Origin of the sequence: Streptomyces stelliscabiei, from assembly GCF_014873495.1 — a bacterium.
Classification (GTDB): domain Bacteria; phylum Actinomycetota; class Actinomycetes; order Streptomycetales; family Streptomycetaceae; genus Streptomyces; species Streptomyces bottropensis.
Map to the genome: position 1 here is coordinate 7201609 of NZ_JADBGF010000001.1, position 13116 is coordinate 7214724.

General features: G+C 70.2%; 11 protein-coding genes. 6 read left to right on the plus strand and 5 right to left on the minus strand.

The features are described 5' to 3' along the window. Positions 1-61: 61 nt before the first annotated feature. Positions 62-703: a TetR/AcrR family transcriptional regulator gene (locus tag H4687_RS32130; protein WP_050399648.1), complete on the minus strand. Its 642-nt coding sequence runs from the start codon at positions 701-703 to the stop codon at positions 62-64. Between the two features lie 191 nt (positions 704-894). Here H4687_RS32130 and H4687_RS32135 point away from each other — a divergent pair, with 191 nt between their 5' ends. The 4 genes from H4687_RS32135 (at position 895) to H4687_RS32150 (ending at position 5403) form a co-directional block, all read left to right on the plus strand. Further along, positions 895-1872: a tetratricopeptide repeat protein gene (locus H4687_RS32135; protein ID WP_005480146.1), complete on the plus strand. Its 978-nt coding sequence runs from the start codon at positions 895-897 to the stop codon at positions 1870-1872. 700 nt (positions 1873-2572) lie between these two features. Next, complete coding sequence (locus H4687_RS32140; RefSeq protein WP_046918304.1) at positions 2573-3208, plus strand: DUF6230 family protein; 636 nt, start codon at positions 2573-2575, stop codon at positions 3206-3208. A 160-nt stretch (positions 3209-3368) separates the two neighbouring features. After that, positions 3369-4007 (plus strand): DUF6114 domain-containing protein, encoded by a 639-nt coding sequence (locus H4687_RS32145; protein ID WP_046918303.1) that lies wholly within the window; start codon positions 3369-3371, stop codon positions 4005-4007. Positions 4008-4101: 94 nt separating this feature from the next. Then, on the plus strand, positions 4102-5403 hold the full coding sequence (locus H4687_RS32150) for a hypothetical protein (protein WP_046918302.1): 1302 nt from the start codon (positions 4102-4104) through the stop codon (positions 5401-5403). Positions 5404-5526: 123 nt separating this feature from the next. Here the strand turns inward: H4687_RS32150 and pyk are convergent, their stop codons facing one another. The 3 genes from pyk to pta form a co-directional block, all read right to left on the minus strand. Beyond that, on the minus strand, positions 5527-6957 hold the full coding sequence (pyk, locus tag H4687_RS32155) for a pyruvate kinase (RefSeq protein ID WP_046918301.1): 1431 nt from the start codon (positions 6955-6957) through the stop codon (positions 5527-5529). Between the two features lie 132 nt (positions 6958-7089). Further along, on the minus strand, positions 7090-8295 hold the full coding sequence (locus H4687_RS32160; RefSeq protein WP_046918300.1) for an acetate kinase: 1206 nt from the start codon (positions 8293-8295) through the stop codon (positions 7090-7092). Between the two features lie 20 nt (positions 8296-8315). After that, positions 8316-10418 carry a phosphate acetyltransferase gene (pta, locus tag H4687_RS32165; protein ID WP_046918299.1) on the minus strand — a complete coding sequence of 701 codons (2103 nt, stop codon included), beginning with the start codon at positions 10416-10418 and terminating at the stop codon, positions 8316-8318. A gap of 267 nt (positions 10419-10685) precedes the next feature. Here pta and H4687_RS32170 point away from each other — a divergent pair, with 267 nt between their 5' ends. Next, the gene (locus H4687_RS32170; protein ID WP_046918298.1) at positions 10686-11711 is read left to right on the plus strand and encodes an ATP-dependent 6-phosphofructokinase; all 1026 of its coding nucleotides are present in this window, start codon (positions 10686-10688) and stop codon (positions 11709-11711) included. 34 nt (positions 11712-11745) lie between these two features. Here the strand turns inward: H4687_RS32170 and H4687_RS32175 are convergent, their stop codons facing one another. Further along, positions 11746-12519 carry a helix-turn-helix domain-containing protein gene (locus H4687_RS32175; RefSeq protein WP_046918297.1) on the minus strand — a complete coding sequence of 258 codons (774 nt, stop codon included), beginning with the start codon at positions 12517-12519 and terminating at the stop codon, positions 11746-11748. Between the two features lie 146 nt (positions 12520-12665). Between H4687_RS32175 and H4687_RS32180 the strand changes: the two genes are divergently transcribed. Next, complete coding sequence (locus tag H4687_RS32180) at positions 12666-13115, plus strand: PPOX class F420-dependent oxidoreductase (protein ID WP_046918296.1); 450 nt, start codon at positions 12666-12668, stop codon at positions 13113-13115. The last annotated feature ends 1 nt before the right edge of the window (position 13116 follow it).

The following is a 13116-nucleotide window of genomic DNA, read 5'->3' on the forward strand; positions in this document are numbered from 1 at the left end:
TGGGCGTCACGGACCCGGGGCTCCGTCCCGGACCCCGTTCGCGCAGTTCCCGCGCCCCTGCTCAGTCCTCGGCCGGAGTCGCTGCCGTGCCGTTCAGGCCCGTCAGCAGCAGCCTGGTGAAGTCGTGTACCCATTGTTCGTCCGCCGGGCCCGCGCTGATCAGGGTGCGGTGGACCACCGCGCCGGCCACGACGTCGAAGATGAGGTCGACGGTGCGGGAGGCGGTGGTGGGGTCGGGTTCGGGGGGCAGTTCGCCGCGGGTCTGGGCGCGGGTGCGGCCCTCCAGGACGAGGCGTTTCTGGCGGTCGACGATGGACGCGCGGATGCGTTCGCGCAGGGCGTCGTCGCGGGTGGACTCGGCGATGACCGCCATCAGGCCGCTCCTGGCCTCGGGCCGGGCCAGGAGCGCCGCGAACTGGAGCACGACGCCCTCGATGTCGGCCGCGAGGCTGCCCCGGTCGGGAAGGCGCAGTTCGTCGAAGAGTTCCGCGACCGCGTCCACGACCAGTTCGTTCTTGCCCGCCCAGCGGCGGTAGAGCGTCGTCTTCGCGACGCCGGCCCGCGTGGCCACGTCACCCAGGGTCAGCTTCGACCAGCCGAGGTCGACCAGCGCCTCCCGGGTCGCCGCCAGGATCGCGGCGTCCGCGGCGGCACTGCGCGGTCGGCCGCCCGTGGCGCGGGAGGCGGGGGTGCGGCTCTGCATCCGCCGACCATATCCGGCCGTTGTCGAAATCCTGGGTGGTGGCGTGAGACAGATCACTGCGGAGTGGGTAGTGAGGGGTGCAGGGAGGCGTCCGGGGCAGTTACGCTACGAGTCGTAGCGAAAGCCGGGGGCGGACACCTGGCTCTCGGGACGCTTTTCACCCGCGTGCTCGGAAGGGGGAGGATGTACTCATGCAGCCACGGAACATGTCCATGAGCGGAGTCGTCGACCTCGCCGCGGTGAAGGCGGCCCAGGAGGCCAAGGCGAAGGCGGAGCAGGCGCGCGCCGAAGCGGCACGGCAGGGCGGCGGAGGGGCGGTCTCCCCGGCCGACCTGGTCATCGACGTCGATGAGGCCGGGTTCGAGAGCGAGGTTCTGCAGCGGTCCACCGAAGTGCCCGTCGTCATCGACTTCTGGGCCGAGTGGTGCCAGCCCTGCAAGCAGCTCAGCCCGGTGCTGGAGCGGCTGGCCGTCGAGTACGCCGGCAAGTTCGTCCTCGCCAAGATCGATGTCGACGCCAACCAGATGTTGATGCAGCAGTTCGGTATCCAGGGGATCCCGGCTGTGTTCGCCGTAGTAGCCGGGCAGGCGCTGCCCCTCTTCCAGGGAGCCGCCCCCGAGCAGCAGATCCGCTCGACCCTCGACCAGCTCGTGCAGGTCGCCGAGGAGCGCTTCGGGCTCACCGGCCTCGTGGTGGACCCGGACGCCGAGGCCGGCGCCCCCGTCCAGGCGGCCCCGCAGATCCCGGCCGGCCCGTACGACCACCTGCTCGAAGCCGCCGTGCACGCCCTGGACGCGGGCGACTTCGGCGGCGCGGTGCAGGCGTACAAGAACGTGCTCAGCGACGACCCGGGCAACACCGAGGCCAAACTGGGTCTCGCGCAGGCCGAGTTGCTGCAGCGTGTCCAGGGAGCCGACCCGCAGGACGTGCGCAAGGCGGCCGCCGACAACCCGGGTGACGCGCAGGCGCAGATCGCCGCGGCGGACCTCGACCTCGTCGGCGGACATGTGGAGGACGCGTTCGGTCGACTCATCGACACCGTGCGGGTCACCGCGGGGGACGACCGGGAGGCCGTACGGACGCGGCTGCTGGAGCTGTTCGAAGTGGTCGGCGGTGACGATCCGCGGGTGGCCACGGCGCGGCGCGCGCTGGCGCGGGCGCTGTTCTGACCCGCTGGTGAACCCCCGTCCCGGCCGAGCGCCGGCTCCGCCGGGCGGGGGGGTTCGGGGGGCCGGGGGGCCTTCGTCCCGGAGTGCCGGGACGTGTGTGGCGCGAGTGAGAGATTTGGCGACACAGCGACACCGCGGCCGCGTTTTGCCAAATCTTGGTAAACGCGGCCGCTGTTACTGGCAGTAAGAGAATCTCGTCGATCTGTCGGACTCTGTCCATCTGTCAGCCGATGTGTCACCTCACTCGGCGACACCCTGGGTCGCTGGTCGATGCCGATGGGTCGTTGTTCGGTTATCCGTCCGTTACTAGCCAGTAACGACCCCCCTTGCGGGGGCGGCGAGAATGCACCACGATCGGCGACGCTCGGTCCTTCCCCGTACCCCGCCAACCAGTCGGGTCAACGGGTTTTCTGGGTCCCCACCGAGTAGAGCGGGCGACAGTGGCGCCCTGCTCTTGGACAGGGGGGTCTCCGCCCGAGGGTGGAGCCTGTCCAGCAGGTTGTGCGTGATGCGTGTCAGGCGCGACCAGTGGTTGTCGCTCGGGGGTGATCGCCGGTGAGTTCGGGCGCTGTTCGCGCCACCGAGCGCGGGCGCTCTCCTTCCCGAGGACGTAGCACTTCTCCCATCCCTGCCTGGCTGAGCCGCCGTGCCTATGGGGGCGAGTCGGTGTCAGGAGATGTACGTCCGAGAAGGAGGAAATATGGAGTCCCAGGTGCGTGGCGGGACCAGATGGAAGCGGTTCGCTGTGGTCATGGTGCCCAGCGTCGCCGCCACGGCAGCGATAGGTGTCGCCCTCGCGCAGGGTGCTCTCGCAGCGTCGTTCAGTGTGTCGGGCCAGTCGTTCAAGGTATCGGCTGACCAGCTCGACGGTACGGGCTTCTCGCAGTACGGAGCGCTCGACGAGGGGTACACCCTCAAGGGCGAGAAGACGGTTCACCCCGTCGCCGTCTCGGCGTTCAAGTCCGCGTCGATCACCAACATGTGCCAGTCGGTCGTCACCCCGGGCGTCCCGTTCCTCGGTAGCGTCAGCCTCAAGCTGACCGCCGGTACGGGCGGCAAGAAGGTCGAGGCCGAGAACCTCTACATCGACGTCGAGGACCTCTCGGCCGATGCCGTCTTCCGCGGCATCGACATCGGTGTGGCGGCCAAGGACGCCAACAAGGGTCCGGGCATGAAGGGTGGCTCGGAGCAGGCCAACCCCTACGGGTTCGCCCAGCAGGCCGACTCGGCCACGCTGACCGACGTGAAGCAGACGGCGTGGGCCACCACTGCCGGAACCTTCAAGCTGAGCAACCTGAAGATGTCGCTCCACAAGGGCACGGTGGAGTGCTACTAGGCACTCCCTGGGCGGGTGAGGGGGCCTGTGCTTCTTCGCCCGCCCGTCCCTCAGCGCCGTGCGCTCCGCCGCGCACGCGCAGTCCGTACGTGAATTCCGTACGCGCGCTTCGGCGTACGTGAACTTGTCACAGCAACACCGTTCCAGGGAGCTGTTGTCCATGAGCGCCGAGTCAACGGGGCAGAACGAAGACTATCTCCGCGTCCTCCGGCGGCGCTTCCGCGACTGGAGGGGCAGCCGTCCCTTCTGGGCGGGCCTGTTGGTACTGCTCAGCGGCTTCCCGATCATGTACTTCCCGTACGCGAACCTGCAGCTCGGTCACCTCACACTCGCCATGGCGACGACGGGCGGTTCGGGCTCCCTCATCATCGGCGTGCTGCTGGTGGTGCTCGGGGTCAGCCTGTGGTTCCAGCGGCATGTACGCACCTTCGCCGGTACGGCGGCGATCCTCCTGGCGCTCGTGTCCATCCCCGTCTCCAACCTCGGGGGCTTCGGCTTCGGCTTCCTGCTCGCCCTGATCGGCGGTGCGCTGGCCATCGCCTGGGCGCCCGGTCACGACGAGGCGACGGTGCCGTCCACGTACCGCACCCCGGCTCAGGCCGGGGCCGCCCAGGACGCGACCGCCGGGAACACGACGGCTGAGAACACGGCACAGCAAGGTGCGGTCCTCCTGCACAAGGGCGACGCCCCCGAGCCCGCGACAGCGGGTTCCATGAGCGGGGCGGCGAACGGCGAGGGCGACGACCTGTCAGGTACCACCCCCACGAACGGGACGAACGGGAGGCACAGTGCCGGCTGACGAGGTGACCCACGGGACTTCGGTGGGAGAGTCCCGTGCGAGATCCGGACCGCGGCACGCGGCACCCAGGAAGCCCCTTCTCACCCGGCTGAACATGCCGGCGGGCAAGGCGATAGCCCTGGCGGCCATGCCTACGGCGGTCCTCATGGGCATGGGCTTCACCCCCACTCTGGCACTCGCCGAGGACCCCGCGTCCAAGAGCCTGACGGCCGACGAGTACAAGGACTGCGTGACGGCCCTGGAGGCCGCCGAGGACGGCAAGGACACCTCCGCCTCCCCGACCCCGACGCCGTCCGCCTCCGCCACGGAGAGCGCCGACTCCTCGGACGACGAGGCGAAGGACGAGGACAAGCCCGCGGGCGACGACGCCGCGGACGACTCCGCCTCCGACGACACGTCCTCGGACGACTCCTCTTCGTCGGATTCAGGTTCCGACGACAAGGACACGGGGGACGACTCCGCGCCGACGGACACCTCCGACAAGCCGGCCTCGGACGACGCGGCCTCCGACAAGGCGGCCGCGGACACGGCGTCGGACTCCGCCCCGGAGAGCGGCAGCGACGGCAACGTCCTGGAGGACATCGGCAGCGCGCTCGAGGACCTGTTCACGCCGGACGACAAGGAGTCGGGGAGCGACACCCCGTCCCCGTCCACCAGCCCGTCCCCCTCGCCCTCGGCGGCGGACGGCGGCTCCGGCGAGGACAAGGGCGACGACAAGGACTCCGGCAAGGACGGCAAGGGCTCCGTCGACGTCACCGACAAGGTCGAGGACTCCGCCAAGGACGTCACCGGCACCGCCGACGACAAGACCGACGGCAAGGCCGACAAGGCCGACGACGCCGAGGACACGGCGAAGGACACCGCCGCCGACGCCACCGCCACGCCGAGCCCGTCCCCGAGCGAGAGCACGGACCTGGACGACTGCTTCGTCGCCACGGACGACGAGAGCGGCGTCGAGAAGGGCATCCCCGCGCTGCCCTCCGACCCCTGGTACCTGAACGCCAGCTCGCTGACGCTGAAGGGCGCCGACTACAAGGGCGTCGTCAAGGTGCGGACCGCCGACGGCAAGGTCAAGGAGGTGCTGAAGTACGTCATCTCCGACGGCACCGACATCGGCGACCTCCACCAGACGGTCGACGACAAGCAGGCCGGCGTGACCTACCACGTGCAGGCCGGCAAGGGCACGACGTCCACCATCCGCGGTGGCCAGACGATCATGTACACCGAGAGCATCTCCGGCAACCTGCTCGGTCTGATCCCGGTGACCTTCGACCCGAAGCACCCGCCGCCGCTGAACATCCCGCTGATCTACTTCACCAAGGTGAAGGTCGTCCAGGCGGGCCAGTTCGGCGGGACGCTCACGGTGCCGGGGCTGCACCAGTTCACCACCAAGTGAGCACCCGTCTCCCCGCGGCCCGCTGAGCGCCGCACAGGACCCTTCCGGGAGCCGCACAGACCGAGGGCGCCCCCTGTTCCAGGGGGCGCCCTCGGCGCTCTTCCGGACGGCCTCCGGCCCGCGTCAGTCGCGGGCGCCGCCGCCCAGGTGGTGCACCCGGACCATGTTGGTGGTGCCCGGGACACCGGGGGGCGAGCCGGCGGTGATGACCGCGATGTCGCCCTCCTGGAAGCGCTTGAGCTTGACCATCTCCTGGTCCACCAGGTCGACCATCTCGTCGGTGCTGTTCACGAACGGCACGACGTGCGACTCGACACCCCAGCTGAGCGCCAGCTGGTTGCGGGTGGACTCGTCGGTGGTGAACGCGACGATCGGCTGGGAGGCGCGGTAGCGCGACAGCCGGCGGGCGGTGTCACCGGACTGCGTGAAGGCGACCAGGGCCCGGCCGCCGAGGAAGTCGGCGATCTCGCAGGCGGCACGGGCGATGGAACCACCCTGCGTCCGCGGCTTCTTGCCCGGCACCAGCGGCTGCAGGCCCTTGGAGAGCAGCTCCTGCTCGGCCGCCGTGACGATCTTCGACATCGTGCGGACCGTCTCCAGCGGGTACGCGCCCACGCTGGACTCCGCCGACAGCATGACCGCGTCCGCGCCGTCCAGGATGGCGTTGGCGACATCGGACGCCTCGGCGCGCGTGGGGCGGGAGTTGGTGATCATCGACTCCATCATCTGGGTCGCCACGATCACCGGCTTGGCGTTGCGGCGGCACAGCTCGATGAGCCGCTTCTGCACCATGGGGACCTTTTCGAGCGGGTACTCGACGGCCAGGTCGCCACGGGCGACCATCACGCCGTCGAACGCCATCACGACGTCCTCCATGTTCTCCACGGCCTGCGGCTTCTCCACCTTGGCGATGACGGGGACCCGGCGGCCCACCTCGTCCATCACCTTGTGGACGTCCCGCACGTCCTCGGCGTCCCGCACGAAGGACAGCGCCACCAGGTCGCAGCCCATCCGCAGCGCGAAGCGCAGGTCCTCGACGTCCTTCTCGGACAGCGCCGGCACGTTGACGGCCGCGCCGGGCAGGTTGATGCCCTTGTGGTCGGAGATGACCCCGCCCTCGATGACCTCGGTCCGCACCCGCGGGCCGTCGATCTCCAGGACCTTCAGCTCGACGTTGCCGTCGTTGATGAGGATCTGGTCGCCGGGGGAGACGTCACCGGGCAGACCCTTGTACGTCGTACCGCAGATCTGCTTGTCGCCCGGCACGTCCTCGGCGGTGATGGTGAACTCGTCACCGCGCACCAGCTCCACCGGGCCCTCGGCGAAGGTCTCCAGGCGGATCTTGGGGCCCTGCAGGTCGGCGAGGACACCGAGTGCCACGCCGGTCTCGGCGGAGGCGGCCCGGACCCGGTCGTAGCGACCCTGGTGCTCGGCGTGGCTGCCGTGGCTGAAATTGAAACGGGCCACGTTCATGCCGGCCTCGATGAGGGCGACCAGTTGCTCGTGGGAGTCGACCGCGGGGCCGAGAGTACAGACGATTTTCGAACGGCGCATGGGACGATCCTATCGGTTTGTTTCGCTGCGGAATATTCCGTCTGATGGAATAGCAAATGTGCGGCTATGCGCTCAGGCGTGTTACCGGTGTGTATTTCTCGGCTGTTCTCCGCTCGCTCACGTCCTCTTCGCTCATGTGACGACCAGGGCATACGTTTGTGTCGCGATCTCCAGCTCCTCGTCCGTCGGCACCACCGCGACCGCGACCCGGGCGCCGGGCGGCGAGATCAGCCGGGGCTCCCCACCGCGTACGGCGTTCAGCTCGCCGTCGACCGCGAGGCCCAGCCCCTCCAGGCCCGCCACGGCGGCCTCCCGCACGGGCGCCGCGTTCTCGCCGACACCGGCGGTGAAGGCGAGGGCGTCCACCCGGCCGAGCACCGCGCAGTAGGCACCGATGTACTTCTTCAGCCGGTGAATGTAGATGTCGAAGGCCAGCTTCGCCCGCTCGTCGCCCTCGTCGACGCGGCGGCGAATTTCCCTCATGTCGTTGTCGCCGCACAGTCCGATCAGACCGCTCTTCTTGTTGAGGAGAGTGTCGATCTCGTCCGTGGACATTTCGCCAACGCGCATCAAATGAAAGATGACGGCCGGGTCCAGGTCCCCGGAGCGCGTACCCATCACCAGTCCCTCCAAGGGCGTGAGCCCCATGGAGGTGTCCACGCACCGCCCGCCCTCGACCGCCGAGGCGGACGCCCCGTTGCCGAGGTGCAGCACGATCACGTTCACGTCCTCGGGCGCCCTGCCGAGCAGTGCGGCCGTGGCCCGGGAGACGTACGCGTGCGAGGTGCCGTGGAAGCCGTAGCGCCGGATGCGGTGGGCGTCGGCGGTCTCCACGTCGATCGCGTAACGGGCCGCGGACTCCGGCATCGTCGTGTGGAACGCGGTGTCGAAGACGGCGACCTGGGGGAGGTCGGGCCGCAGGGCCCGGGCGGTGCGGATACCGGTGAGGTTGGCCGGGTTGTGCAGCGGCGCCACCGGGATCAGACGCTCGATCTCGGCGAGGACGGTGTCGTCGACGACCGTCGGCTGCGTGAAGCTCTGCCCGCCGTGCACGACACGGTGCCCGATGGCGGCCAGCTCGGGGGAGTCGAGGCCGAGCCCGTCGGCCGCCAGCTCCTCGGCGACGGCCTTCAGGGCGGCCTCGTGGTCGGCGATCGGGCCGGTGCGCTCGCGGGAGACGCCGCCGCCGGTGAGCGGGGTGTGCTTCAGCCGGGAGTTCTCCTCGCCGATCCGCTCGACCAGCCCCACGGCCAGCCGGTCCCTGTCGCGCATGTCGAGCAGCTGGTACTTCACCGAGGAGGAGCCGGAGTTGAGGACGAGTACGCGGGTGGCGGTCACGGTCTGCTTCCTGACGGGGTTCACTTGCCGGGGGTGCCGAGGGCGGCGGTGGTCTGCGCCTGGATCGCCGTGATGGCGACCGTGGTGACGATGTCCTGGACGAGCGCGCCCCGGGACAGGTCGTTGACCGGCTTGCGCAGCCCCTGGAGGACCGGCCCGACCGCGAGCGCGCCCGCCGACCGCTGCACGGCCTTGTAGGTGTTGTTGCCGGTGTTGAGGTCCGGGAAGATCAGCACCGTCGCCTGGCCCGCGACCTCGGAGTCCGGCAGCTTCGTCGCCGCGACACTCGGCTCGACGGCGGCGTCGTACTGGATCGGCCCCTCGATCAGCAGATCGGGCCGCCGCGCCCGCACCAGCTCGGTGGCCTGGCGCACCTTGTCGACGTCGGCGCCCGAGCCGGAGGACCCCGTGGAGTACGACAGCATCGCGATCCGCGGTTCGACCCCGAACTGCCGTGCGGTGGCGGCCGACTGGACGGCGATGTCGGCGAGCTGCTCGGCGTTCGGGTCCGGGTTGACCGCGCAGTCCCCGTAGACCAGCACCTTGTCGGCGAGGCACATGAAGAACACGGACGAGACGATGTCCGCGTCCGGCCTGGTCTTGATGATCTCGAAGGCCGGGCGGATGGTGGCGGCGGTGGAGTGCACCGACCCCGACACCATCCCGTCGGCGAGCCCCTCCTGGACCATGAGCGTGCCGAAGTAGTTCACATCGGACACCACGTCGTACGCCAGCTCGACGCTGATGTTCTTGTGGGCGCGGAACCGGGCGTACTTCTCGGCGAACATGTCCCGCCACGTGGAGGTCGCCGGGTCCACCAACTGGCTGTCGCCCAGGTCGATGCCGAGGTCGGCGGCCTTCTTGCGGATCTGCTCGACCGGGCCGAGCAGCGTGAGGTCGCAGACCCCGCGCCGCAGCAGCACCTCGGCGGCGTGCAGGACGCGTTCCTCGGTGCCCTCGGGCAGCACGACGCGGCGCTTGTCGGAGCGGGCCTGTTCGAGGAGCGTGTGCTCGAACATCATCGGCGTGACCCGGTCGCTGCTCGGCGCGGAGACCCGGCCCCGCAGCTCGGCGGTGTCCACGTACCGCTCGAACAGGCCGAGCGCGGTCTCCGCCTTGCGCGGTGTCACCGCGCTCAACTTGCCCTCCATGGAGAACAGTTCGGAGGCGGTGAGGAAGGAACCCGTCTCGACGGCGACCACGGGGGTGCCGGGCGCGAGCCGGGACGCGAGGGTCAGCACCTCCTCGCTGGGCCGCTCGTTCAGGGTGAGCAGCACACCGGCGATCGGCGGGGTGCCGGCGCTGTGGGCGGCGAGGGCGCCGACGACGAGGTCCGCGCGGTCGCCGGGGGTGACGACCATGCAGCCCGGGGTCAGGGCGTTGAGGAAGTTCGGCAGCATGGCCCCGCCGAAGACGAAGTTCAGCGCGTCGCGGGCGAGGCCCGCGTCGTCGCCGAGGAGGACCTTGCCGCCGAGGGCGTGGGTGATCTGGGCGACGGTGGGCGCGGAGAGCGCCGGCTCGTCGGGCAGGACGTAACAGGGCACGGGCAGGGGCAGCCGGGAGTCGCCGAGCCGCTCGGCTATCTCGGTGCGGTCGGCGGGCGCGACCCGGTTGACGACCATGGCGAGCACGTCGCAGCCGAGGCTCTCGTAGGCGCGGAACGCGTTGTGCGTCTCGGCGGCCACCGAATCGGCGGGCTGCTTGCGGCCGCCGACGACCGGGATGACGGAGGCGCCGAACTCGTTGGCGAGCCGGGCGTTGAGGGAGAGCTCGTCCGGGAACTGGGTGTCGGCGAAGTCCGTACCGAGGACGAGGACGACGTCGAAGTCGCGCGCGACGGCGTGGAACCGGTCGACCAGCGTCGACACCAGCTCGCCCGTGCCGTGCTCGGCCTGGAGCGTGGACGCCTCGTGGTAGTCCATGCCGTACACGGTCGCCGGGTCCTGGGTGAGCCGGTACCGTGCGCGCAGCAGATCGAAGAGGCGGTCCGGTCCGTGGTGCAACAGCGGCCGGAACACCCCCACCCGGTCGACCTGGCGGGTCAGGAGCTCCATGACCCCCAGCTCGACGACCTGGCGGCCGTCGCCGCGGTCGATCCCGGTCACGTACACGCTGCGCGTCACGTGTGCTCTCCGTTTCATGTGGGACGTGTAGGACGTGTGGTGCGGTTGGTGGGGGTTCGGTCGGCAGGGGTGAAAATCACCGTCGCGGCGGACAGAAACCCTCTTGACAATACCCTTGGCCATGGATAAGGCGCCCATCAGCCCGTCGTGGTGCCGGGCGGGGGCGGACGGGCGCGGCGACCCCCTGGGAGCCGTGAAACAATCGGACTGGCTCATCAGTACCAGCACCGAGCAGGACCGATCAGGACGATCAGGAGACACAGCACGATGCGTATCGGAGTTCTCACCGCAGGCGGCGACTGTCCGGGCCTGAACGCAGTGATCCGGTCGGTCGTGCACCGAGCGGTCGCCCAGTACGGCGACGAGGTCATCGGCTTCGAGGACGGCTACGCCGGCCTGCTCGACGGCCGCTACCGCGGCCTCGACCTGGAGTCCGTCAGCGGCATCCTCGCCCGCGGCGGCACCATCCTCGGTTCCTCCCGCCTCCAGCGCGACCGCCTCCGCGAGGCCTGCGAGAACGCGCAGGACATGGCGAACCAGTTCGGGATCGACGTACTGATCCCGATCGGCGGCGAGGGCACGCTGACGGCGGCGCGGATGCTGTCGGACGCGGGCCTGCCGGTGGTCGGCGTCCCGAAGACCATCGACAACGACATCTCCTCGACGGACCGCACGTTCGGCTTCGACACGGCGGTCGGGGTCGCCACGGAGGCGATGGACCGCCTGAAGACGACCGCCGAGTCCCACCAGCGCGTGATGGTGGTCGAGGTCATGGGCCGCCACGCGGGCTGGATCGCGCTGGAGTCGGGGATGGCGGCGGGTGCGCACGGCATCTGCCTGCCCGAGCGCGCGTTCGACCCGGCCGATCTGGTGAAGATGGTCGAGGAGCGCTTCGCGCGCGGCAAGAAGTTCGCGGTCATCTGTGTCGCCGAGGGCGCCCACCCCGCCGAGGGCTCGATGGACTACGGCCACGGCGCGATCGACCAGTTCGGCCACGAGCGCTTCCAGGGCATCGGCGCCGCGCTGGCGTACGAGCTGGAGCGCCGCCTCGGCAAGGAGGCCAAGCCGGTCATCCTCGGTCACATCCAGCGGGGCGGCACCCCGACCGCGTACGACAGGGTGCTCGCCACGCGCTTCGGCTGGCACGCGGTCGAGGCCGCGCACCGCGCCGACTACGGCCGGATGACCGCGCTGCGCGGCACCGACGTGGTGATGGTGCCGCTGGCGGAGGCCGTGACCGAGCTGAAGACGGTGCCGAAGGACCGGATGGACGAGGCGGAGTCGGTGTTCTAGACCGGTTGCCGGTGAGGAGGGCGTCCCGGCCCCTTCAGTGGGCCGCCGTTCTCCGCACGAGTGCCCAGAAATGGCCGACGACGTGGTCCAGGTAGTCACGGCCCGCGTCGCCCGAGTCGGTGGCGGCGGTGCCGTTGGCCCAGGTGAGGGTGGCGGTCATCAGGTTCTGGTAGTCGGTGTGCATCTCCCGCAGGACGTCCTCCAGCAGACGCCGGTCGAGGTGTCTGTCGAGGGACAGCAGCTTGAGGGCGGGCCGCACACACGCCTGCCAGCGGGTGGTCACCGCGCTGTGCAGCAGTTCCCTGAGCCGTTCCTCGCGTCCGGTGGCGACGACGAGTTCGGGGATCGTGAGGTCGAGTGCGACGCCGAGGGCGGCGGACTGGCGGTCGGTGCCGCGCCACTCCTCGCCCTCCTCCATCCCCAGATAGGCGGAGAGTTCGAGCCCGACCGCGCGGGCGACGTCCTCGGCGGCGACGCCCCGCGCCGTGCGGTGCTCGCGCACGGTCCGGGGCGTGCCGATGAGTTCGCTGGTCGAGCACCACAACACACCGGCGAGCGCGGTGAGTTCGGGGCCGGTGGGCGCGATGCCGCCGCGCTCCCAGGCGGCGACCAGGTCCGGGGTGACATGGGGGAGCCCGTACGAGGAGCGCATGCCGTACGCGACCTGCTCGGGCCCCATGCCGAGGGCGATACGCAGTCGCCGGGCCGCGGGGGCGTTGAAGGGCGGAGTGGGGGTGTCGGCTGTCCGGAATTCCGGGGGCGGCTGGTGGAGCTGCCGTTCGGGTTCGTGGGCTGAACGTCGGTGCACGCGCACACCGTAGGACCGCCGCGGCGCCGATGACTACGGGCTGTTCGGCCACAATCACGGATGGTGGGAAGCCATGCCCGGTGAGAAGTCCGTGACTCGTGGGTTCCGGGGCGCCCCGGCGAGGATGCCCGGGTAGGAATGAGCGCATGACGAAGCTGGACGGACACATGCGCGAGCGCCTACTGGCGCCGAACTTCTGGCACTTGGCGACGGTCGGGCCGGACGGCGCGCCTCAGGTATCACCCATGTGGGTGGACATCGAGGCCGCCGGCGACACCGAACACGTCATGGTCAACACCTCCGTCGGGCGGGTGAAGGAGGAGAACCTGCGCCGCAACCCGCTGGTGTCCCTGTCCCATCACGACCCCGAGAACCCCTACGACCGGGCCGAGATCCGGGGGCGGGTGGTGCGCTTCGTGGAGGGTGACGAGGCGCTGCGTGCCATGGACCGGCTCACCCGCAAGTACATCGGGCAGGAGCGGTATCCGTGGCTGCTGCCCGGGGAGCGGCGCCTGATGATCCTGATCGAGCCGGTTCGGGTGCGGCGGGTGGTGGGGGTGGAGCCGTTCCGGGCGGGGGTGCTGCCGCAGGGGTGAG